General features: G+C 51.1%; 17 protein-coding genes. 14 read left to right on the plus strand and 3 right to left on the minus strand.

Annotated elements, in window-relative coordinates:
- The 4 genes from AC5OW4_RS08145 to AC5OW4_RS08160 form a co-directional block, all read left to right on the plus strand.
- A partial coding sequence (locus AC5OW4_RS08145) for a hypothetical protein (protein WP_493676857.1) occupies positions 1 to 888 on the plus strand: 888 nt, incomplete at its 5' end.
- 226 nt (positions 889 to 1,114) lie between these two features.
- Positions 1,115 to 3,103 (plus strand): FAD-dependent oxidoreductase, encoded by a 1,989-nt coding sequence (locus AC5OW4_RS08150; protein ID WP_493676858.1) that lies wholly within the window; start codon positions 1,115 to 1,117, stop codon positions 3,101 to 3,103.
- Positions 3,104 to 3,177: 74 nt separating this feature from the next.
- Entirely contained in the window at positions 3,178 to 4,101 is a 924-nt protein-coding gene (locus tag AC5OW4_RS08155; RefSeq protein ID WP_493676859.1) for a LysR family transcriptional regulator, read from the plus strand.
- Positions 4,102 to 4,354: 253 nt separating this feature from the next.
- Positions 4,355 to 5,197 carry a PTS system mannose/fructose/sorbose family transporter subunit IID gene (locus tag AC5OW4_RS08160; protein ID WP_072684865.1) on the plus strand — a complete coding sequence of 281 codons (843 nt, stop codon included), beginning with the start codon at positions 4,355 to 4,357 and terminating at the stop codon, positions 5,195 to 5,197.
- A gap of 209 nt (positions 5,198 to 5,406) precedes the next feature.
- Here the strand turns inward: AC5OW4_RS08160 and AC5OW4_RS08165 are convergent, their stop codons facing one another.
- From AC5OW4_RS08165 to AC5OW4_RS08175, 3 genes are read right to left on the minus strand one after another with little or no spacing between them, the layout of a single operon-like run.
- Positions 5,407 to 6,528 carry a M15 family metallopeptidase gene (locus AC5OW4_RS08165; protein ID WP_072684866.1) on the minus strand — a complete coding sequence of 374 codons (1,122 nt, stop codon included), beginning with the start codon at positions 6,526 to 6,528 and terminating at the stop codon, positions 5,407 to 5,409.
- Positions 6,529 to 6,552: 24 nt separating this feature from the next.
- Entirely contained in the window at positions 6,553 to 7,227 is a 675-nt protein-coding gene (locus AC5OW4_RS08170; protein ID WP_072684867.1) for an RluA family pseudouridine synthase, read from the minus strand.
- On the minus strand, positions 7,205 to 8,110 hold the full coding sequence (locus AC5OW4_RS08175) for a class I SAM-dependent methyltransferase (protein WP_072684868.1): 906 nt from the start codon (positions 8,108 to 8,110) through the stop codon (positions 7,205 to 7,207). The genes AC5OW4_RS08170 and AC5OW4_RS08175 overlap by 23 nt, the downstream gene beginning before the upstream one ends.
- Before the next feature lie 140 nt (positions 8,111 to 8,250).
- On the opposite strand from AC5OW4_RS08175, the gene AC5OW4_RS08180 reads away from it, so the two are divergent.
- The 10 genes from AC5OW4_RS08180 to AC5OW4_RS08225 all read left to right on the plus strand — a co-directional run bounded on the left by AC5OW4_RS08180 (position 8,251) and on the right by AC5OW4_RS08225 (position 22,753).
- A complete protein-coding gene (locus AC5OW4_RS08180; protein WP_072684869.1) occupies positions 8,251 to 9,027 on the plus strand; it encodes a GNAT family N-acetyltransferase in 777 nt (258 codons plus the stop codon).
- Between the two features lie 325 nt (positions 9,028 to 9,352).
- Positions 9,353 to 11,518, plus strand: a complete 2,166-nt coding sequence (locus AC5OW4_RS08185; protein ID WP_072684870.1) for an ATP-dependent helicase — start codon at positions 9,353 to 9,355, stop codon at positions 11,516 to 11,518.
- Between the two features lie 503 nt (positions 11,519 to 12,021).
- The gene (gene ligA / locus AC5OW4_RS08190) at positions 12,022 to 14,013 is read left to right on the plus strand and encodes an NAD-dependent DNA ligase LigA (protein WP_072684871.1); all 1,992 of its coding nucleotides are present in this window, start codon (positions 12,022 to 12,024) and stop codon (positions 14,011 to 14,013) included.
- Entirely contained in the window at positions 14,003 to 15,082 is a 1,080-nt protein-coding gene (locus tag AC5OW4_RS08195; RefSeq protein WP_072684872.1) for a CamS family sex pheromone protein, read from the plus strand. The genes ligA and AC5OW4_RS08195 overlap by 11 nt, the downstream gene beginning before the upstream one ends.
- Before the next feature lie 143 nt (positions 15,083 to 15,225).
- Complete coding sequence (gene gatC / locus AC5OW4_RS08200) at positions 15,226 to 15,522, plus strand: Asp-tRNA(Asn)/Glu-tRNA(Gln) amidotransferase subunit GatC (RefSeq protein WP_072684873.1); 297 nt, start codon at positions 15,226 to 15,228, stop codon at positions 15,520 to 15,522.
- 1 nt (position 15,523) lies between these two features.
- Positions 15,524 to 16,948 (plus strand): amidase family protein, encoded by a 1,425-nt coding sequence (locus AC5OW4_RS08205; RefSeq protein ID WP_139248626.1) that lies wholly within the window; start codon positions 15,524 to 15,526, stop codon positions 16,946 to 16,948.
- A complete protein-coding gene (gene gatB, locus AC5OW4_RS08210) occupies positions 16,948 to 18,372 on the plus strand; it encodes an Asp-tRNA(Asn)/Glu-tRNA(Gln) amidotransferase subunit GatB (RefSeq protein ID WP_195548319.1) in 1,425 nt (474 codons plus the stop codon). The genes AC5OW4_RS08205 and gatB overlap by 1 nt, the downstream gene beginning before the upstream one ends.
- 132 nt (positions 18,373 to 18,504) lie before the next feature.
- Positions 18,505 to 19,203, plus strand: a complete 699-nt coding sequence (locus AC5OW4_RS08215) for a hypothetical protein (protein ID WP_072684874.1) — start codon at positions 18,505 to 18,507, stop codon at positions 19,201 to 19,203.
- 105 nt (positions 19,204 to 19,308) lie between these two features.
- Complete coding sequence (gene rlmD / locus AC5OW4_RS08220; protein ID WP_234973184.1) at positions 19,309 to 20,706, plus strand: 23S rRNA (uracil(1939)-C(5))-methyltransferase RlmD; 1,398 nt, start codon at positions 19,309 to 19,311, stop codon at positions 20,704 to 20,706.
- Between the two features lie 127 nt (positions 20,707 to 20,833).
- Positions 20,834 to 22,753, plus strand: coding sequence for a hypothetical protein (locus tag AC5OW4_RS08225; protein ID WP_139248627.1), 1,920 nt, complete (start codon positions 20,834 to 20,836; stop codon positions 22,751 to 22,753).
- The last annotated feature ends 159 nt before the right edge of the window (positions 22,754 to 22,912 follow it).

A 22,912-nucleotide genomic window follows, 5' to 3' on the forward strand; every position in this document is an offset into this window, starting at 1 on the left:
GCTCTTCCGATCTCGATGTTGATGATGACGAAGCTGTTTCCCTGGCAGCTGTTTCCATTTTTCAGCTTCATGCAGTTTGTCCAGCGGCTGCTGCCGGTCTGCATTCCGATGCTGGCGCTGGCCGGCGGGTATTACTGGTCTGTGTTCATCCGGAATTTCAAACGGGTGGAATTCAGGATCCTGTTGAAGACGGCCAGCGTAATCGTGATCTTGATTCCGACCTATTCTATGCTGAAGGTGAATTATGATCAGATCTACGGCTATCCGGATGCCATGACGGTGGAGGAAGCGCAGCTGAATGTTTATGGAGAAACCCAGGAAACTGCGGTCTACAATGTCCAGCAGTTAAGCAGCGCGGATTATCTGCCGTATGACGTGGACGTCGATTACAAGGATTACCGCGAATGGGTGAAATGGGCGGTGTCGCCAAGCGAATCGTTTATCGACAGCAGTATGAAGCTGCTGATCAATGATAAGAACGTTGATGAAAGCGAGTATGGGCATTTCAAGTTTGTTGTAAAATCGGGGCCAAGCGGCCAGTGGCTCACCGTACCGCGGACGTATTATTACGGCTATGAGGTTGATGCGATCAAGGAGGGCGAAGTGATCGCCACGATTATTCCTTACGCTGCAAAGAACACCGGACTGGTCACGTTTGACATGTTGGAAAGTGAAGGGCCGATTACCTATGACGTCGTCTACCGCCCAACTTCCGTTCAGACTTCCAGCATGGCTTTTTCGATAGCAGCCGTAAAGGTTGTCCTTGTGCTTTATGTTCTGGAACGCATTCTGTATTACGCGCTGGCGCTGACCCGGGGATTTCGCAAAGCTTCAGCGAAATCGACGCAGCGACCGACAAATCCGAAACGGTCGGAATCGCGGGAATAGCGCGGGCTGGTTCTGATCAGGATCGCTGCAAAAATAAAGGAAATCATAAAACAGAAAGACGCCGGAAATACCGGCGTTTTTGGTTTGAGGCTGCCGGTCAGCCTGCTGCGGTGAAAGGAGATGGGGAGCAGTCACGAAAAAAGCGAGAACCCATTTCCTTTTAGTGTGTGTTGATAAAAAAATAACATGATATAATTTTAACAATATTTAAGGAGGAAAATGAAGAATGAAAAAAGCAATGCTTTACCTGACCAGTTTCCTCATGATCTGTTCAATGGCCGGATGCTCAACTCCGAAGAAGGATGAGCCGGCGGCCGCGACAGGCATGAAGGCTGGGACGTACACCGCGACATCGCAGGGAATGAACGATGCCGTTGAAGTCACCGTTGAAGTCAGCGAGGACGCCATTGTTTCCGTTAAGGTAACAAAGGATTCAGAAACACCGGGGATCGGCGGCGTTTTGAAAAACGCGGCGGGAACGGAATTGGATGAAGGCGGGAAAGCACCGACAGTCTTGATTCCGGAAGAAATTGTAGCCAATCAGAGTTTGGACGTCGATACCGTAGCGGGCGCGACGATCACTTCCGCGGCGGTCATCAACGCTGTGAAAGACTGCCTGACGCAGGCAGGCGCGGATCCGGCGAACTGGATGAAGGAAGTCGCTTCTGAAGCACAGCAGGATCAGAGCGCAGACGTTGTCGTTGTTGGCGGCGGCGGAGCAGGCCTGGCGGCGGCGATCGCGGCTTCTCAGAAGGGCGCTAACGTTATCATCGTTGAAAAGAACGGTGAAGTCGGCGGCGATACCTTAGTCTGCGGCGCGATTTACAACACACCGGATGAACCTTTGCAGAACAAGGTAACGATGACGGACGCTGTGAAGACGACCGTTGAAAAAGCTCTGGCGGAAGATCCGATCAACGATGCGCATGCTGCTTTGCAGAAAGAAGTTCAGGCGCAGTGGGATGAATACAAGGCCAGCGGCCGTACCGATCTGTTCGATACGAAAGAATGGTATGCGCTGCAGACATGGATCAACGGCGATAAAGTCGGCGATCTCGATTTAGTCAAGGTTCTGTGCTACGATTCCTATGAAGGTCTGGAATGGATCGAATCACTGGGTATGGAATTCAGCGATATCATCGGCCAGGGCGCAGGCAGCTTGTGGCAGAGAACACATACGAGCACGATGCAGATGGGCACCGGCTTTATCTCCACGTATGTTGAAAACATTTTGAAAGATGAAAAGATTACCGTTCTGACCAGCAGCACCGCTGAAAAACTGGTTCAGGATGATGAAGGAAAAGTGACTGGCGTTGTCTGCAAGGACAAAGCGGGCAATGAATTCACCGTCAGCGCGAACATGGGCGTCGTTCTGGCAACCGGCGGTTTCGCAGCCAACAGCAAGATGGTTCAGGAATACAACACCTCCGGCAAGTGGAACGATTTGAGCAAGGTCATGACGACCAACCGTTTCAGCTGCTCGCAGGGCGACGGCATCTCGATGGCACTGGAAGTCGGCGCTTCCTTAACCGATATGGAACAGATTCAGCTGCTGTACCTGGGCAACGTAAAAGATGGCCAGCTGACGAAATATCCGCCGCGTGACGTCAACGGCACCGATCAGATTATCTTCATCAACAAAGAAGGCAAGCGTTTCGTTCGTGAAGACGGCCGTCGTGACGAGATCTGTCTGGCTGTTATGGCGCAGACCGATTCGATGTTCTACATGCTGGAATCCGGCGACGGCGCGGGCTATGTTGACATTACCGACCCGAACTGGCGTTCAGCCGACGGATTTACGTTTGATTATTTGAAAGAAAACGGGTATATTTTAGTTGCGGATACATTGGAAGATCTGGCTTCTCAGATGGGCATTGACGCCGCGACGTTAAAAGAGACTGTTGACAGCTTCAACGCGGCTGCGGATGGCGGAACTGACGAATTCGGCAGAACGCTGTACTCCACAAAGCTCGAGAACGGACCATGGGTTGCGACAGCTCGTCAGGCTTGCGTCCATCATACGATGGGCGGCGTGACGATCGACACGGAAACCCGTGTTCTGAACGAAGCAGGCCAGCCGATTTCCGGTCTGTATGCAGCAGGCGAAATCACCGGCGGCATCCACGGTGCTAACCGTTTAGGCGGCAACGCGGTTGTTGATACGGTTGTCTTCGGTAAGCTGGCAGGCGAAACGGTCGTCGCTGACGCGAAGTAGTCCTCCAGATAACCAATGATTAAAAAAAGCATCCATTTTGACCATGGATGCTTTTGCAGTGAAGGAGAGCAACGATGGATATTAAACAGCTGATCACATTTCGGACCTTAGCCCAGGAAAAAAACTACATGAAGACCTCGGAGAAATTGAGCTATGCGCCCTCAACCCTGGCCAAGCACATTCGTTCGTTAGAGGATGAATTGCAGGTTCAGTTGGTGGAATACCGCAATGGAAAAATTGAGCTGACCTATGATGGGAAGCGGTTTATGCGCTACGCTGATGAGATGCTCAGTGTGTATTTCAAATTGCAGTATGAATTTGATCAGACGAAATCAGCGATCGGCACGATCCGGGTCGCAGGGGGCGAGCTGATGGTCGGTTTCGCATTCGGCGATTTCTTCGCGGCGGTGGAAAAGACGCAGCCGGAGCTGACGCTGCAGGTCAACGCGATCTGCTGCGCACGGGTGCCGGAATGGCTGAATCAGAACGAGGTGGACATCGGGTTTGTTCAGATGCTCAATACTCAGGAAAGCGAAGGGCAGCAGATCGTTCCGCTGTTTCAGGAACGGCTGTGTTTAATGACGTCGCCGAATCACCGGCTGGCGCAGCAGGAGGAAGTGCATCTTGGCGATTTGAACCGGGAGAATTTCTCCTATACCTATGAGGACTGCTGTTTCACCGACGAGTTCCGCCGGTGTCTGACCCAAAATGGCGCACGCCCGGCCTCGGAGTTATTCTTAGGCAGTATCCATGCCGTTATCAACACCGCCAAGGATGATAATCGGATCTGCCTGATTCCTTATGTCTGCGTGCCGAAAGTGCGGCAGATGGGACTGGTGCAGCTGAACTGGGGCGATCCGTTTGTTATTTACGACGTGATTCTGATTCAGAAAGGCGTCTACCGCAGCACCGGCATTAACAATTTGATCGAACAGGCCAAGGCGTATGCGGCGCAGGTGAAGAAAAATCCGGAGACCTCGCAGATCCAGCTGCTTTAAGCGGTTTGACGCTTCATGCATCCTGACGACAAGCTTTAAACTTTGATATTAAAGAAAGATCCTGCAGCGGGGATCTTTCTTTGTATCTTGAGTTCTTGTTTTTTTCAATGGAAGGAGAAGCAAGGTAAAACACGGGGGAGAATAAAAAATCTCAGGAAATTCTATAAAAGCTGAATCATTGATTGAAAATCGAATTTAATAGGTCTATAATGGTAAAAATATATAAGGGATAAGAAAAGGGGGACTCAAAGCTATGACACAGACGAAACGCCTGAACAAACAAGAGCTTCGCCGCATCAATCTCCGCTGGATCTGGAATTCTCAGATTGGATGGAACTACGAACGCATGCAAGGATTGGGCTATTTGACAACCATGCTTCCGCTGATTGAAAAGCTGTATGGGGACCAGCCGGCGCTGAAGAAAAAAGCGCTGCAGGCGCATTCTGTCTTCTTCAACACCACGCCGGCCATGGGGGATATCATCGTTGGAATGAACGTTGCGATTGAGGAAGAAATGCAGGAAAACGGCGCGGGTATCGACGTCGCGTCTTCGATGAAGACTGCGCTGATGGGACCGTTCGCTGGTGTTGGGGATACGATTTTCAGCATGATTCCGGGCGCGGTGTTCGGCTCGATCGCGGCGACCATGGCCAAGGAAGGCAGCGTCGTCGGCATCATGATCTGGGAAATCTGGCTGATCGGCGTCCTGCTGCTGCGGTTCAAGTTGTACGACATCGGTTATCAACAGGGGGCTAAAATCGTCAATACGCTTTCCGGGATTAAAGAAACGATCACAGCTTCAGCGTCGGTGCTGGGGTTGACCGTGGTCGGCGGCATGATCGCCACGATGGTGAAATTTCCGCTGAAGACGCTGACGGTCAGTCTGGGCACAGATCCGAAGACCGGAGAAATGCTGCTGCAGGAATTCCCGCTTCAGAAATACATGGATTCAATTATGCCGGGGTTGATGCCGGCGTTGTTCGCAGTATTGTGCTACTGGATGCTGGGAAAGAAATGGATGAATTCCAACCGCCTGATTATCACGGTGTTGGTGCTGGCGATCGTGCTGGCGTCGTTGGGGATTGTAGAAGTATAAACTGAATTATAATAAAGGAATTGGCCTGACATTATTGAATGTCAGGCTTTTTTTCGGGATTAATCCGAAAATAAGCTTCTTTCAATTAGGAAGAAGCTGCTAAGTGGCTGAAGGCGCATCCCAGTCCTGCGGAACAGGGCAGGTCAAACAGAACAGGTCAATACAAAAAAGATCCGGCAGAGAAAGCCGGATCGTTGATTAGAAAGCGTTTAACGCAGATACAATTCGTAATATTCGTCATAGGTCAGACCGGAATCATGCACCTTGGTCGCCAGCTCGACGCCCAGGTAGCGATAATGCCAAGCTTCATAGTTGTAACCGGTGATCGTTTCCTTCCCTTCCGGATAACGCAGGATCCAGCCGAAGCGGTGCGCATTTTGCTGCATCCATTGGAATGCTTCGGTATCGGCGAACTTGGACAGCTGCGCGCCGGTGGCAGCCATATCGACGGTCAGTCCTGTCTGATGCTCGGAGAAACCCGGCCGGGCTGAAATTGAGTCCGCCCACTCCTGACCTTTAGAATTGACGTAGCCGTTGTACAGATCGACCTGATACTGATAATCGCGGTAAGAGGAGGAGGCATACATCTTCGGCTTGCCGCCGGCGTTCAGCTCGTCGCACATCGCGGCCATCGCATCCGCCGCTTCCTGGCGCAGGTAACAATCTTTCGCGGCATAGGTCAGGCTTAACGGCACCAGATCATCCGGAGCGTAGTTTTCACCGAGGTAATAGCGCTTGTTCACGATCATGCTGACATCCTTCGCGTCGGAAGCCGACGTGCTGTCATACCAATGGACGTAGCTGCCGCTCAGCTCAAAATGATTCTCACTGTTGACGTCGCGATGATCGGTGCAGTCCTGGATATAAGCGTCGACATCGCTGACATAATCAAACACCAATAACGGCGTGATCTCCCAGAAATTCAATTTCTCAAACAATTTCAGACAGGAGTCCTCGGGATAATTCCGGGCCCGCAGGCGATCGTAAAGCCGTGTGTCGTCTTCGCTCAGCGAATCGGTGACCAGATACAGCCGCAGATAATCTTTATTGAAGTTCTCAGATGCCAGCGCGGCGTTGAGATTGTCGGAATACAGCTTATCATTGAGAATCGTTTTGGTCAGCTTCTGCCGCTTGATCATCGCGATGCTTTCTTTGGAATAGCCCAGGCTTTTCAGCTTGTTATCGGTTGTAATTTTCGGAATGGTCGTGAGAGAGAAGACCAGCACGATCGCCGCGGCGATGCCGATCAAGCCGTAAAGTACGGATTTGCGGATCCGTCTGCGCCGTCTGCGCTTAACCCTGCGCTTTTTCACGGGTGGTTTTGTTGCCATGATCAAAAACTCCTTTCATTCATCTCAGGACGGATAAAATAAATTCCATGGAACGCTGTTTGGCGGAGGACAGGTAAACGTCATCGTTTCCTGTGTTACCGGATGACGCAGCGTCAGCGATACCGCCCACAGCGCGATCTGCTGCCCGGGACGAGCCTGCGGATTGTAGCGCTGATCGCCCCACAAGGGGGTGCGGCGGCTGGCAAACTGCACGCGGATCTGATGCGGCCGGCCGGTTTCCAACTGGATCTCAGCCAGCGTCAGTCCATCTTTTTCACCCTGGATTTGATAGCTTAGAATTGCTTCTTTGGCTTTCGGCGTGTTGGGTGCGGCCGTGCGCACAGTATTGGTCTTTTCATTTTTAATCAGCCAGTCTTTCAACGTCGCTGAAGCGGCGTGAGGACGCCCGCATAAAATGGCTTGGTAGGTTTTCTTCAAGCCGCGGGTGCGGACCTGATCGCTGAGCCGGGAAGCAGCTTTGGAGGTTTTGGCAAACACCATGACCCCGCCGACCGGGCGATCCAGCCGATGAACTAAACCGAGGTAGACGTTGCCCAGTTTCTGATACCGCTCTTTTAAGTCCTGCTTTAATAGCGTTAAGAGATCCGGATCCCGGCTGTCGTCGGCCTGCACTGCCATGTTGACGGGCTTGACGACGACCAGCAGGTGATTATCCTCATAAAGAATTTTGAACTTCATCGTCTTCGTCGCTCCACGCGCCGTAAATTCCGCACGGCAGGATCATGTGATCCTGAGTGATCGGCAGCCCGACTTCCCCGGCGAACACATAACCATTCGGATGACAGTGCAGCACGGTTGTGCGCAGAATATTTTCCAGAACGATGGAGGAAAAACCGGTCGTATAGGAATTGACGAGCAGAAACAGCGCGTCGTCGTCCAGAATCTCCAGGCAGGCGTTCACTAATTCGTTGATCTGATCCTCCAGCTTCCACACTTCGCCATTCGGCCCCCGGCCATAGGACGGCGGATCCATCAGAATGCCCTGATAGGTATGACCGCGGCGCTTTTCGCGCGCGACAAATTTCAGGACGTCGTCGACGATAAAGCGGATTGTACGGTTTTCCAGATGGGACAGCGCCATGTTTTCCTTGGCCCACTGAACCATGCCCTTGCTGGCGTCGACATGCACGACTTCATCGGCCCCGGCGCTGGCGCACGCCATCGTCGCTCCGCCGGTGTAGGCGAACAGGTTCAGGATCCGGACCGGCCGGCCGTCGGCTTTGGCCTTGCGGATTTTACTCTGCATCCAATCCCAGTTGACTGCCTGCTCCGGGAACAGCCCGGTATGCTTGAAGCCGGTTGGGGAAACCTTAAAGGTCAGCTCTTTATACGATACCGTCCAGGTTTGCGGGACGGCCTGCTTGAATTCCCAGCTTCCTCCGCCCCGGTTTGAACGGTGATAATGCGCATGCACGCGGTTCCATCCGGCGTGCTCCGTGCGCTTCCAGACCGCTTGGGGATCTGGCCGGCGCAGTATGATATTCTGCCAGCGCTCGAGCTTTTCACCGTCGCCCGCGTCGCAGCATTCGTAATCTTTCCATTGATTTGCAATTCGTTTCATCCTTTTGATTCTCCTTATTTGTACATTATAGCATGGCTTGAAGGGAATCGCGGAGAATGCTGGAAAAATTAAGAAAGTTGAAAAAATAGTTCACCTCCGTGTCAGAGTTTGATAAAATAAAAAGCATCGAGGTGATTGCGATGATGATTCGCTGCAGTGAAAAACATCGGCAGGAATGTCTGGATTATCTGAGGCAAAGCCCGTCGCTGAATTTGTTTTTGATCGGGGACATTGAGAACTATGGATTCAATCAGGGGTTTCAAACTGTTTTTATTGATAAAGATGAATTTGTACATGGCATTTATCTGGTGTATTATCATAACCTGGTGATCGCCAGCGAAGAAAATCGCGTCGACTCGCAGTTTGTCGAACGGCTGGTTCAAGAATATGAAATTCAGGCGATTCAAGGGCGTAAAGAGGTGCTGGATGGGCTGGCGCTGGATGCCTTCAGCCGTGAGGAATGCTTGTTTTGCGAATTGGACGCGCTGACAGCGGAACCGGTATCGGATCCGCAGATCCGCCAGGCCCAGCCGCAGGATGCCCAGCGGATAAAAGGGCTGCTGGAAGAGGTGTTCCAGACGGACAACGAAGCGGCGATGATTGCACACCGGATTGAAACACGGGAAGGCCGCCATTTCCTGATTGAGCGGGGCGGCCAGGTGATCTGCCAGGCCAACAGCACAGCGGAAACCGCAGAAGCGGCGATGATCGGCGGCGTGGCGACACGCGCGGACTGTCGGCGTCAGGGGTTAGCCAGCGCGGTGATGACGGCGCTGTGCGGACAGTTGCTAAGTGAAGGTAAAAAACCATGCCTGTTCTTCGAAAACGAGGAAGCGGGAAGAATTTACAGCCGGCTGGGCTTTGTGCCGATCGGCCGCTGGACATTGATGCTGCGTCAGAAGGAAGGATCGCGTTGACCTTCCTTTTCCTTTCCGGCGAAGCGATGAAGGCTTAGAATGTTGCGGCAATCTGGGAAAGCCTTAGAGGCGACACCTTTTAGCCGGAGCCCATTCCGCCGGGAAAATGAAAATTCTGAAACCCGCAGCTCGGGGATAGAAATGACTCGCGTTTCATGTATAATATAGAAAGTCTGAATCAACAATTTGAAATTCAGGGATTTTACGGGGAGTTGAATCGAGGCTTTGAGGAAAATTGAATCTCGTGGCTTAAAATAAGGAACGATTTCATGATCCAAGTCCGTGAAAATCAGCTTAAAGAAGAGAAAAGCAGAGGTGGCGAACAATGGTTTTAATTGAGATGCTGAATGAAAATCAGAAAAAGGCCGTGCTGACGTCCAGCCAGTATGTCCGGATTATCGCGGGGGCCGGCAGCGGCAAGACGCGCGTGCTGACGATGCGGATCGCGCATTTGATCGAGCAGTGTCATGTCTGGCCGAATAAAATTCTGGCGATCACCTTCACCAACAAGGCCGCCAACGAAATGAAGGAGCGCATCCGGCAGATGCTTCCGGAACAAGGTAACGCCGTGTTCATTTCAACCATTCACTCGCTGTGCGTGCGGATTTTGCGCGAGGATATCCCGGCGATGGGCATGCCCCGCAACTTCACGGTCATGGACGCCGATGATCAGCGCAGCATTCTGAAGGAAGCCTACAAGGAATTCGGTCTGGATAAGCAGACCTATACCTTCGGTTCGATGCTGGACTACATTGCCAATAACAAAGCCGCTGAGATCAGCCCGGAGCGGGCCTATGTGTTCGCCGGCGATCTGCGCGGGGAAAACGACAAGGCGAAGGTCTACGAATATTACGTCAACCGTCAGCAGGCGATCTACGCGCTGGACTTCGACGATCTGCTTCTGTATACCGTGCGGATGTTCCGCCAGTTTGCGGAAATTCAGGCCAAGTGGGTGCAGCGTTTCCATTATATCCACGTCGACGAGTTCCAGGATATCGACAAGATCCAGTACGATTTGATCCAGCTCTTGGCCGGCAACGACAACTCTGTCTATGTCGTCGGTGATCCGGATCAGACGATTTACACCTGGCGCGGGGCGGACGTCAACATCATCATGAATTTTGAAAAAGATTACCAGCCATGCGAAACCATCGTTCTGAATGAAAACTACCGTTCGACCCCAAGCATCCTGAACGGCGCCAACGCGCTGATTCACAACAATCGCAACCGTGTGGAAAAGGATCTATTTACCAGCCGGCCGGACAACGGCGCGATCACGCACTATTCCAGCGCCGGGGAAGAATATGAAGCAACCTGGATTGCCTGCAAGATCAACGAGCTGCACAAGCAAGGCCAGCGCTACCGCGACTGCGCGATTCTCTACCGTTCCAACTACCTCTCCCGCGCGCTTGAAAAAGCGATGATCGAGCAGCGGATTCCGTATGTGATCTACGGCGGCATCAAGTTCTACGAACGGGCGGAAATCAAGGACGCCCTGTGCTATCTGCGGATGGTGTGCGGCAGCGACGATCTGGCGCTGATGCGGATCATCAACGTTCCGCGGCGGGGGCTGGGCAACAAGACGATGGACACGATCGTGCAACGGGCTCGGGAAACGGGCAAGACGATGTACGAGGTTATCCGCGATGAAAAGGTTGTCAGCGGCAAGGCCCAGACAACGATCGACAACTTTGTTAAAATGGTGGAAAAGTGGAAGAATCTGGCGCCTTCGACACCGATCAGCCGGCTGCTGGAAATGATCCTGCTGGACAGCGGCTACCGTTCGATGCTGGAAGCGGATAAGGAAAATGAGCGGCTGGAAAACCTGAAGGAACTGATCACCGATATTGAAAGCTATACGGTCAATTACCCGGACAGTTCACTGGAAGAATACCTGCAGCTGGTTTCGCTGTATGGCGATAAAGGCGCGGAGGACGGCGGCGATCACGTTCAGCTGATGACGGTTCACGCGGCGAAGGGGCTGGAATTCGATACGGTCTTTGTCTACGGGATGAGCGAAGGGATTTTCCCGAACGACCGCGCGATGCAGGAAAGCCAGCTGAAAGGGCTGGAGGAAGAACGCAGGCTGGCGTACGTCGCCTTCACGCGTGCCCAGAACAAGCTGTATCTGACGGAAAGCTCAGGCTTCAGCTACATTTTAAGCCGGATTAAAGTGCCGTCGCGGTTTATCAAGGAAATCGATCCGCAATATATCGAACACATCGGCGCGACCTTCGATACCGGCAAGCCGAAGGAAATCAAGCTGCACTCCGCGCTGTTTGAGGACGAAGCGCCATTTGAGGAAAGAATCGCCTCCAAGCCGCGGACGAAGTGGAAGAAGGGCGATCACGTCCGCCATGCCGCTTTCGGCGAGGGCGTCGTGCTGGAATACAGCGAAGGCATGCTGAAAATCGCGTTTGCCTTTCCGTTCGGCGTGCGCAAAATCATGGCGACCCATCCATCGATCCAGAAAGCTGAGGAAGTTGAATAATCCTTTCCTCGCGTCAGGCTGAATCGGCAGCTGCCGGCTTGCGGCAGAATCGAAGCGAGAGCCTGCGTCGCGACTTGGGGAAAAGCGAGAATTCCATGGGCATTCCAAGGCGGTGTAAGCTGCGTCAGAAGCTGGATTGAACGCAAAATTTGGATTGAATGCAGAAAAACAGAAGACCCTCCGCGCTCCTGGAATCAGGGAAACCGGAGGGTTTTTATGTCGTTTTTGACGGCGCTCTTTTTTTCTCTCTTAGCATGAGTGAGTGATAGGCTCTGGGAAACAAGGGGTGAGGGGCACGGCGCGGCTGCGGATTCGATCCGATAAATTTGCCGAGCTTCCGTTACGGATCTGATCGCGGGAGTCCGCTGTGAGGAAGCGGGATGTAAAAGAAAAGTGAAAAGAAGCGGCCGGGGAACGATTAGATTGCGTAAACTTGGTAAAGATGATGAAGAAAACATTTGTTCTTATGCTATAATAAACTGGATATTTCAGGAGGTACAGTGATGAGCGAAGATCGCATTCTTGCGCTGCGCAGGCAGCTGAATCAATATAACTATGAATATCATGTGCTGGACCATCCGACCGTCAGCGATGCGGAGTACGACCAACTGATGCGGGAGCTGATCACCCTGGAGCAGCAGCATCCCGAACTGTTCGATCCCAACTCCCCAACCCAGCGCGTCGGCGGTCAGGTGTTGGAAGAATTTAATAAGATTACGCATAAACGTCCGATGCTTTCGTTAGGCGACGTCTTCAACAAGGAAGAACTTTTTGAATTTGCCCGCAAAGCGGAAGCCGAAGTCGGTCCGGTGGAATATTGCTGCGAATGCAAAATCGACGGTCTGGCGATGTCGCTGAATTACCAGGGCGGCCGGTTTCAGTATGCCGTGACCCGCGGCGATGGGGTCGTGGGCGAGGACGTGACGCATAACGTCCGCACGATCAAGTCGATTCCAATGGAAATTGATTATGAAGGCGAGCTGGAAGTCCGCGGCGAGGTCTACATGCCGAAGGCCAGCTTTGAACGCTTAAACCAGAAGCGCCGGGAAAACGGAGAGGAAGAATTTGCCAATCCACGCAACGCGGCGGCCGGCTCGATCCGGCAGCTGGACTCAAAAGTTGCGGCTTCCCGCGGTCTGGACGCTTTGTGGTACCACGTTCCGCAGGGGCCGCAGTTGGGACATCATCAGCACTCACAATCGCTCGATTTCATCCACAGCCTGGGCTTCCGGATCAATCCGCTGAACCGGCTGTGCCGCAATATGGAGGAAGTGTGGCAGTTTGTCGAGGATCTGACGTTAATGCGCAGCGATCTGCCGTATGAGATCGACGGCATCGTCATCAAGGTCAACGATTATGAAAAGCAGCAGCAGTTAGGCTTTACGGCGAAAACCCCGAAGTGGGCGATCGCGTATAAATTCCCGGCAGAGGAAGCGGTGACGCGGCTGGAAAACATCTTCGTCACGGTTGGCCGAACCGGCAAGATCACGCCGAACGCCCAGTTGACGCCGGTGCGTCTGGCAGGGACAAGCGTTGGTTTCGCGCAGCTGCACGATGAGGATATGATTAAGGATAAGGATATCCGGATCGGCGATTACGTTGTCGTCCACAAGGCCGGCGATATCATCCCGGAAATTGTCGCGAGCGTGCCGGAAAAACGCGATGGCTCGCAAGTGCCGTATGTTTTTCCAAAGGTTTGTCCGGTCTGCGGGATGCCGCTTGTCCGTTATCCCGACGAAGCCCATCACTTCTGCATCAACAACGACTGTCCGGCGCGGGTTGTCGAGTCGATCGCTCACTTCTGCAGCCGCGACGCGATGAATATCGACGGACTGGGCGTCAAACGCGTGGAGCTGTTTCATTCTCAGGGATGGCTGAACACCGTCGAGGATATTTACAATCTGAAGGATCACTACGACGAAATTCTCGAAACCCCGAAAATGGGAAAGAAAAGCGCCGATAACCTGTTGGAAGCGATTGAGAATTCGAAGCAGAATTCACTGGAGAAGCTGTTGTACGGTTTAGGCATCCGCCAGATCGGCGAGAAGGCCGCGAAGATTCTGGCCTACCGGTTTGAAACGATGCAGGCCCTGATGCAGGCAACCTATGAAGAACTGGAAGAAATCAAGGACATCGGCGCGATCACCGCCCAGACTGTGCTGGACTTCTTCCATGATGAAGCCAATCAGCATTTGATCGAAGCCCTGATCGGCCACGGTTTGAATATGATTTGTCTGAAAGAGGAACAGGTGGAAACGATCTTCACTGGCAAGACCATCGTACTGACCGGCACCCTGGCGACGATGACCCGGCCGGAAGCTCAGGCGTTGCTCGAGCATCTGGGCGCTACGGTGTCCGGCAGTGTTTCCAAACGCACTGATTTTGTGATCTATGGCGAAAACGCCGGCTCCAAGCTGACGAAAGCCCAGAGTCTGGGCGTCGCGACGATGACGGAAAGCGAATTCATGGAAGAGGTCAACCGCCATGCGGAATAACCGCTGGGGCTTGATTTTGCTGGCGCTCAGCCTGACGCTGAGCCTGGTCGGCTGCTCCCCGAAAGCGCCGGAGGAAACCGGCGACGGCACGGTGATCAGCAGCTATTCCTCAGACGATTACCAGACGCTGCTGCCTCACGAACTGTCCGAAGGCCGGTATTGGCGGGGCAACACGAACAGCCGCTTTGATTTGATGCAGATGCCGAAAGAGCTGATCGAATTAAGCAAGCAGCACTTTCCGGTCAAGGACAATTATCTGCAGGCCGGACAGATCTTGAAATATGAGGATATTCAGGAGCTGCAGCGCTATGAAAGCAGCGATCACTCCTATGGACTCAATCCCAGCGGCAACTTTGAGATCAGCGATGCGATTATTCTGGAACGGCCATACATCGTCTACGGCATCGTTGAGATCGATTTCATCGCGAAGGAAGACCAGAAAACGCTCAACGGCATTTCGGTCGGCATTCTGATGAACAGCTCTGTGACCAGCGGCGACAGCACCGTGGAAATCCCGCAGGACAAGCTGTATACCTATGCCAGCACGATCGGCCGCAAACTGGAACGCTACTTCCGCAACAAAGCCGAAGTCGACGCTGATCTGCCGATCTATATCACGTTTTACAGTTCAAATTCAACCAGTTCCAGCGTCCCGGGAGCATTCATCGGTCAGGGGCTGTTTACCAGCCGCAGCGGCCAGTTCACGCCGATTGAGGAACAATGGGTGCTGATCCCGAGCGATCAGGCGACAGCGCTGGACGGCGTGTTGTCGTCCCAATTCAGCACGGTCAAGGCCGGCGTCAAGGATTTCATGCCGGAAAATGTCAATATCATCGGTAAGGCCCGCTACACTAACGACACGGCGGACTATCTCAAGATTACCGTGACCGTTCAGGCCAAGAGCTACACGGAGATCTACTCTCTGATGCAGCTGCTTAACGAGCTGTCGGCCAATTTCTCCAGCACCGACATGGAGCTGATCATCGTGATCAAGCAGCTGGAAGAAACCGTGATGATTCTGCACCGCGAAAAAGGCACGATGAAAACCACGGTGCTGGATATCAGCTGACCTCTGTTTGAAAAGCGCGGCCCTTGACAAGCCAGCTAAAAAAAGCAAGGCTGAAACGCTCTGGCGGAAATAAAAGAAACAACTGAAAAAAGAAACAGTAAAAGAAGAAACAGTAAAGGAAGAAGCAAAGAAGGAGAAGAAGGATGGAAGAAATCAAAGATCCCGCTTATTTTAAAGAATTAGCGCACCGGTTGATGTTCGATCTCAGCGACGCGGAAGCCGCTGATATCGCGGCCGAATTCGAAACGTTGAACAAACAGCTGAGACTGCTGGAAAGCATCGACACGACGGGGGTGGAACCGATGGTCTACCCGTTTGAAACACCGACGAATTATCTGCGCGAGGATGTCGTCGATCATGTGATCAGCCGTGAAGACGCGCTGGCCAACGCGCCGAAAGTCAGAGAATGCCACATTGTGGTTCCGAAGGTGGTGAAGTAAAATGGCAACGATGAGTGAATTAAAAGCGACGACGACCGCCCGCGAACGGGTGGAAGCGGCTGTAGCCAAAGCGCAGGCTTCCCAGCCGCGGCTCAATGCGGTGGTGACGTTCGTCGACGTTGAAGATCAGCTGGCGGCGCTGGATACGATCCCGGATGGTCCGTTTCACGGCATGCCGGTGGTCTTAAAGGATAACGTCTGTACGCGCGGCGTCCGCACAACCGCTTCCAGCAAGATTCTGGATAACTATGTTCCGGTGTATAACGCACACATCGTCGACAAGCTGAAGGCAGCCGGCGCTGTGGTGATCGCCAAAGCGTCGATGGACGAGCTGGCGATGGGCGGCACTAATTTAACGGCGGCGACCGGCCCGGTGTATAATCCATATGACCGTACCCGCATGGCGGGCGGCTCCTCCGGCGGCAGCGCAGCGTTAGTCGCGGCGGGTGTCGTTCCGTTTGCGGTCGGCTCCGATACTGGGGATTCTGTGCGCAAACCTGCGTCGTTCTGCGGTGTTCTGGGCATGAAGCCGACCTATGGCCGGATTTCCCGCTATGGCATCATTCCTTATTCCTCTTCGCTCGATCACGTCGGCTATTTCACGCGCAGCGCGCTGGATGCGGCCGAGGCCTTAAAAGTGCTGGCCGGCCGGGATGATCGCGACATGACCTCGGCTGACAGACCGGTGCCGGACTACGCGGCAGCGCTGAACAGCGAGATTAAGGGACGACGCGTCGCAGTATTTAAAAACGTGATCGACGCGCTGGCCAATCCGGAAGTGAAAGCCCTGTTTGAAAAGACCGTCGAAGCTTTAAAAGCGAAGGGCGCAGTAGTGGAAGAAGTCAGTCTGCGCGAGGATCTGTTGAAAGCGATTCTGCCGGCTTACTACTTAATCGCCAACTGCGAAGCGACGGCCAATCACTCCAATCTGGACGGCATCCGGTTCGGCGTTCAGCAGCCGGGCAGCAGTATGGAAGAAATCATGATTCAGTCGCGCACCAAGGGCTTCGGCTCGTTGATTCGCAAGCGGTTTGTCATTGGCAGCTACGGTCTGTTTGTCGAAAATCAGGAAAAGCTGTTCCGCCAGGCGCAGCGGGTGCGCCGCCTGATCGTCGAGAATGTCGCGGAGGTTATGAAGGATTACGATATTCTGATCGCGCCCGCCAGCAGCGATGTCGCGCCGAAGCTGGACGATCACTCCCGTGACGAATTGTCCGACGGTTATCTGATCGCGGAGAATCACATGGTCATCGGCAACTTTACCGGGTATCCAAGCTGTACGGTGCCGATGGGCTTGATCGAGGGGCTGCCGGTCGGCTTAAACATGACGGCGAAGGCCTGGGATGAACAGAGCCTGTTCGACTTTGCGGCGGCGATGGAAGATATCACCGGCCTGAAGGACGCCACAGCGGAGGGAATTGAATAATGGAATACGAAGTCATTATCGGAATTGAAATACATTGTGAGTTAAAGACCAAAACCAAGATGTTCTCCGGCGCTCCGGTATTGTTCGGCGCTCCGGCCAACACCTGCGTTAACGAGATTGATTTAGGCCATCCCGGCACGATGCCGTGTCTGAACAAGCAGGCCGTCGCGATGGCGGTGCAGGCCTGTACGGCGCTGAACATGGAGATCGATCCGCTGGTGCGGTTCGACCGGAAAAACTATTACTATACCGACCTGCCGAAAGGCTTCCAGATCACCCAGCAGTTCTACCCGATCGGCCGTCGCGGCCATGTCGAGATTGAAACGGAAAACGGGCCGAAGATCATCCGGATTGAACGGCTGCACATGGAAGAAGATACAGCGAAGCAGTTCCACTATGACGCCGGTACACTGATCGATTTCAACCGCGCCGGTACACCGCTGGTGGAAATCGTATCGGAACCGGATATCCGCAGCGGCAGAGAAGCGATGGCATATGTCGAAAAGCTCAGACAGACACTGTATTATCTGGGCGTTTCCGACGTCAAGATGGAAGAAGGCTCGATGCGCTGCGACGTCAACATCTCGCTGCGTCCGGTCGGAACTGAGAAATTCGGCGTTAAGACGGAAATTAAAAACCTCAATTCCATCAGCAACGTCCAGAAAGCGGTCGAGTATGAAATTGAACGTCAGACACAGATCTTAAACGAAGGCGGTCAGGTCGTTCAGGAAACCCGCCGTTTCGACGAGGCGTCGCGCACGACGATCTCAATGCGGAAAAAGGAAGGTGCTGTGGATTACAAATATTTCCCGGAACCGAATATTTTCCCGATCCAGCTCGATCCGGAGTGGATTCGTCAGCTGCAGGCCGCGATGCCGGAAATGCCGGAAGTTCGCCAGGCCCGGTATGCCGAGCTGGGGCTGCCGGAAAATGATATCGCGCTGTTAGTCGCAAATAAGGAGTTGGCCGATTATTACGATCAGGTCATGAAGCACACGCAGCACGCCAAGATCGCTGCCAACTGGGTGATCGTCGAGCTGCCGGCCGGATTGACGAAGCTGAACACGAAGCTGGCTGAAAACCCAGTTGCGCCGCAGGCGATGGCTGAGCTGGTCAACATGATCGTCGGCGGAGAAATCTCCGGCAAGCAGGCGAAGATCGTCTTTGAGGAAGTGCTTCAGGGGAAGGATCCGAAGCAGGTCGCTCAGGAAAAAGGCATGAAACAGCTGTCCGATTCCTCCGCGCTGATCGCGCTGATCAATCAGGTTTTGGATGAACAGCCGCAGTCGATCACAGACTATAAAAACGGGAAGGACCGCGCCGTCGGCTTCCTGGTCGGTCAGGTCATGAAAAAGTCCAAAGGCCAGGCCAATCCGGCGATGACCAACAAGCTGATCGTCGAGGAATTGAAGAAAAGAATCTGATTGAAGGGGGACATCCAGGCGTTACTGACGCTTTCGGTGTCCTTTTTCTTACAAAAAACGCAGGGTTCAGGAAATGACTGGTCAAATCCCTTCTTTTCCTGTAAAATAGTAAAAGATAAGGAGTGAAGGACTTTGTCTGAACAAAAGAAAACAGTGAAGAAGAAACCGGCCGCGGCGCCGGCAAAGAAACATAAAACGAAGAAGAATGATAAATCCACAATGATTTTGATTGTGGGCTTGGTACTGATCGCGATTCCATGCGCGATTCTGGGATGGATTTTGATCAGCGCGTCCATGGATACGGGGAAGCCGATCAACGGCGATCGGTTCAAGGGCGATCTGGATCCGGCGATCACCAAGGATCAGCTGTCGGAAATCGAAAGTCGGATCAAGGCTGAAAACCAGGTGGAGAAGGTCACTGTGGAACTGACGACGGCGACGCTACGGGTGTATGTTGATACCGTGGATTCGATCAGCGATGAGGAAGCGAGTGCTTTGTCGGAAACGGCGTACAATGATGTGACGGCGGTGCTGAATGAAGGGACTTACTTTACGGCGTCGAATGGCAAGAAGATGTATGACCTGGAAGTGCATGTCTACAACAATGTTGATAAATCGGGGTCCGAGGATTATGTGTATGTGATCCGCGCGAAAAACTCCAGTATGGAACAGGCTGCGACGCAGATCGTCTCAAAACCGCTGGATGCCGATCTGGCCCGGCAGCTGCGCGAGGAACTGGCAGAAAAGCGGAATCCTCAGGCGGCGAAGGATGACGATGACGAGGTCGTTGGCGGCGAGGATACGGAAGCGCAGGACGACACGAAGGAATAAAGGGCGGAAGCCCTTTTTCGTTTTTGGATCGGTGTCAGGGCTTGAGGTTTGGTTGTTTCATCGTTGCGATGCGCTGAAATTATGATTCAGAAAGGGGAACGGAGAATGGCATTAAAGAAGAATGATGTGTTTACAGGAGTAGCTGTCGACTATACGTTTGATGGACTGGGGGTAGTTCGTCATGAAGGATTGTGTTTCTTCGTGAAGGATTTATTGAAGGGGGAAAGTGCGGAGATCGGGGTGACGGCCGTGAAGAAAAACGTGGGTTATGGCCGGGTGATCCGGCGCTTATCCGAGAGTCCGCAGCGCGTTGAGCCGCGTTGCCCCGTTGCGCGTCAGTGCGGAGGCTGTCAGCTGCAGATAATGGGGGCTGAGCTGCAGGCAGAGTTTAAGCGCCATCGGGTTGCGGATTGTTTCCAGCGGATCGGACATCTGGACGTGGAGGTTCAGCCGGTGTTGTCGATGGAATTTCCCTGGAACTATCGTAATAAGGTGCAGGTGCCGGTGGGGGTCAACCGGGATGGAAAACTGGTCTGCGGCTATTATCGTAGTCATTCGCATGATATTGTGGATTTTGACGAATGCTGCCTGCACAGCGAACTGGAGAATCAGATTTTGAGATCGCTGCGGTCCTGGATTGAGGAAGCGGGCGATCCGGCGCAGCTGCGGCATTTGTTGATCAAGCATGCGTTTAAGACAGGGCAGGTCATGGTTGTGTTAATCGCGAAATCGGAAAGACTGAAAGGGAAAGACGAACTGATAGAGCGTTTGACTGTGGCGTATCCGCAGATTCGCAGCATCATCCTGAATGTGAACGAGCGTGAGGATAATGTGATTCTGGGGGATCGGGAGATCGTGTTGTGGGGATCGGCTTCGATTGAGGAAGAGTTGTTGGGGCTGCGATTCCAGATTTCGGCGAAGTCGTTTTATCAGATTAATCCGGTCCAGACGGAAGTGTTGTATACGAAGGCGATCGAGCTGGCTGGTTTAACCGGGGAGGAAACGGTGATCGACGTGTATTGCGGCACAGGCACGATTGGATTGAGTGCGGCCCGGAAGGCGAAGCGGGTGATCGGCATCGAGATTGTTCCTTCGGCGGTGGAGGATGCGAAGAGGAACGCGGTCCGCAACGGGATCGCCAACGCGGAGTTTATCTGCGGCGATGCGGGAGTGTGCACGGCGCAGTTGTTGGAGCGGAGGATTCAGCCGGATGTGGCGATCGTAGACCCGCCGCGCAAGGGACTGGACGGGGCGACGATTGATTCGTTGGTCAGGATGAATCCGAAGCGGATTGTGTATGTTTCGTGCGATCCGGCGACCTTGGCACGGGATTGCGCGGTGTTGAATGAGCGGGGGTATGGCGTGGAGGTTGTGCAGCCGGTGGATATGTTTCCGCAGACGACGCATGTGGAGACTGTGGCTTTGTTGGAGAGGAAAGGCTGTAAAACAAAGGGTTTCGGGGATTGGAGGCGGATATGTGGATGTGCTTTTGTGGTTGGTTAAGATGAAATATGTTTTCGGTTACCGTGGTGGGGTAAAGGAAATGAACGTTTTAGCAAAAGACTTGGAAGTTGGATTTTTATATTCAAATGTAAATTAAAGAAAATGTACAGTTATGGAGAAAAAGATGATGTTAACAAATAATCAAATCGGAAATGTAAGATCAGCATTTGAAAGTATTCTGAGAGCAGACTATATCAATATTAATGAAATCACCCAATTGAAAGATTTGGATAGTTATTATATTGATATGTTTGGAAATCTTAGTTTGTTATTGCAACGCCAAGATAATTATGCTGTAGGAAGGAGAGGAACGGGGAAAACTGCGTTATTATTGAGGGGATACTACGAATGTTTAAAAACAATATCCTCTAAGGTGAAAGGGGAGAGTGAGTATTTCGTTGATAAAAAAATATTACCAATATATATTGATCTTAGTAATTGCAATGAGATATTTAGTGATAATTCAGAATTAGTGTCTATTGAAATTCACATGGTACGTCAAATAATTCAATCTTTAAAGGCGCAATTAAGGTTAATGTTTGATGAGAAATTTCTCAATAAATTTAGAAAAGAAAACCAAGCGTTTGATGATCTTACGTTCATTGAAGATGCCTTATTAAATGGATTAGCTATTCAAAATTCAAGGAAATTGGATATTAATGATGAATATAAGAATAAAGTAGGTGAAAATTTTCAAGGTAAATTAAATCTATCTGGGGCTGAAATTAATGCAAATAGTTCGAATGAAATCGAAAATTCAAGTTCTATGACTTACAAACAAATAAGAGGTCTAGATATACAAAGTTTCTTGAATAAAATAAATGAAATACGTAACAAAGCAGGTATTGATGATATATATGTTTTTTTAGATGAGTTTTCGGACTTGAATGATACAGAACAAAGAATATTATCTGTACTAATTAAAAAGTTCTTAGGTTCTAAGGTCAATATGTTTTTTAAAATTGGTGTTATTACTGACAGATTTTCTTTTGGTGATAAAATAAGAATTGGACGAGATATATATCCGATACCTTTAGATCTGAATGAATTTGTTGAACGATTTGGTGGATTGACACCAACGCTAAAACGTATGCAATTATATATGGAACAGTTGATTGAAAAAAGGCTGTCTCTTTTTTGTCAAGGCTTATCATTTAATGATGTATTTGAAGGGTCAAAAGATTCAGTTACTGAGAGGATATCAACAGAGGCTATGGGAGTTCCAAGGAGTATTGGGTTAATACTTCAGAATGCTTGGATTCAAACGACAGCATCAAAGAATATCAAGAAAATAGGGATGCAGGAATTAAATTATGGAATTCGAGCAACCAGGAAAACTTATTTCAAACAATTTTCTGGCGCAATAAAAACTCAATTACTTTCAGGATTTTACATGGATATGTGGAGTGATATACTACAAAAAGCACTAGCTGAAAAACAAAAAAATTCAAGTAGACCTGCAAGTCATATTTTAATTGATCCAGTTCGTAAGGATTATATGAATATTTTTTGTGAATATTTTTTGACTCATTATTTAGAAGAAGGACGTTCATCTAAATATGGTGGTAATTACTCGTTATATTGTATTGATTATGATATATGTCAAGAAAATTCAATCAAGTTTGCATCTGATAAGGATGAGTATACATCAGTCAGATTTATCTATGATTCTGTTTTAAGCGAGTATGATGGTTATTTTATAAAAGACAAATTAAAAAGCTATAAATGTGAAACTTGTGGAAGAATTTATGAAGAAAATGAAGTGAGTCAAGCTAGAGTAAAGAGATGCTTTGATGACGACACAGTTTTAACTGAAATAATCCATAAAGATATTCCTGTTACAAAAGGAAATTATGTGGAAGTTGAGATAAAAATCTTAGGTTACATATCAGAGTTAGATTATGAACATGCGGAAAATGCTCGTCAAATATCAGATGCAGTTGGATGCAATTGGCAAAAAGTATCTAATTGGGGGTCAAAAGTTCTGGCAAAAAAAGGAATGATCCGGATTAGACAAGAAAGTAAAAATTTATATTATGGTATTTGAAATTATTGGTCAATAGTAAGAGTAAGTGTAGGTGAAGAGGAAAATGAGTTACGGGGCAGAGTAAAAGGGGAAACAGAGGAAAGCAAAATAAAAAAAGAACCAGATAATGAGGTAAAAGTGTTAAAATAACTGTAGAAACCAGATAAAAAAGAGATCGGA

The organism is Holdemania sp. (genome assembly GCF_986127675.1).

Bases quoted from the DNA above. Each gene is read 5' to 3' on its own strand.
- AC5OW4_RS08150 (WP_493676858.1), top strand. From the start codon at position 1,115: ATGAAAAAAGCAATGCTTTACCTGACCAGTTTCCTCATGATCTGTTCA.
- AC5OW4_RS08155 (WP_493676859.1), top strand. From the start codon at position 3,178: ATGGATATTAAACAGCTGATCACATTTCGGACCTTAGCCCAGGAAAAA.
- AC5OW4_RS08160 (WP_072684865.1), top strand. From the start codon at position 4,355: ATGACACAGACGAAACGCCTGAACAAACAAGAGCTTCGCCGCATCAAT.
- AC5OW4_RS08165 (WP_072684866.1), bottom strand. From the start codon at position 6,528: ATGGCAACAAAACCACCCGTGAAAAAGCGCAGGGTTAAGCGCAGACGG.
- AC5OW4_RS08170 (WP_072684867.1), bottom strand. From the start codon at position 7,227: ATGAAGTTCAAAATTCTTTATGAGGATAATCACCTGCTGGTCGTCGTC.
- AC5OW4_RS08175 (WP_072684868.1), bottom strand. From the start codon at position 8,110: ATGAAACGAATTGCAAATCAATGGAAAGATTACGAATGCTGCGACGCG.
- AC5OW4_RS08180 (WP_072684869.1), top strand. From the start codon at position 8,251: ATGATGATTCGCTGCAGTGAAAAACATCGGCAGGAATGTCTGGATTAT.
- AC5OW4_RS08185 (WP_072684870.1), top strand. From the start codon at position 9,353: ATGGTTTTAATTGAGATGCTGAATGAAAATCAGAAAAAGGCCGTGCTG.
- ligA (WP_072684871.1), top strand. From the start codon at position 12,022: ATGAGCGAAGATCGCATTCTTGCGCTGCGCAGGCAGCTGAATCAATAT.
- AC5OW4_RS08195 (WP_072684872.1), top strand. From the start codon at position 14,003: ATGCGGAATAACCGCTGGGGCTTGATTTTGCTGGCGCTCAGCCTGACG.
- gatC (WP_072684873.1), top strand. From the start codon at position 15,226: ATGGAAGAAATCAAAGATCCCGCTTATTTTAAAGAATTAGCGCACCGG.
- AC5OW4_RS08205 (WP_139248626.1), top strand. From the start codon at position 15,524: ATGGCAACGATGAGTGAATTAAAAGCGACGACGACCGCCCGCGAACGG.
- gatB (WP_195548319.1), top strand. From the start codon at position 16,948: ATGGAATACGAAGTCATTATCGGAATTGAAATACATTGTGAGTTAAAG.
- rlmD (WP_234973184.1), top strand. From the start codon at position 19,309: ATGGCATTAAAGAAGAATGATGTGTTTACAGGAGTAGCTGTCGACTAT.
- AC5OW4_RS08225 (WP_139248627.1), top strand. From the start codon at position 20,834: ATGTTAACAAATAATCAAATCGGAAATGTAAGATCAGCATTTGAAAGT.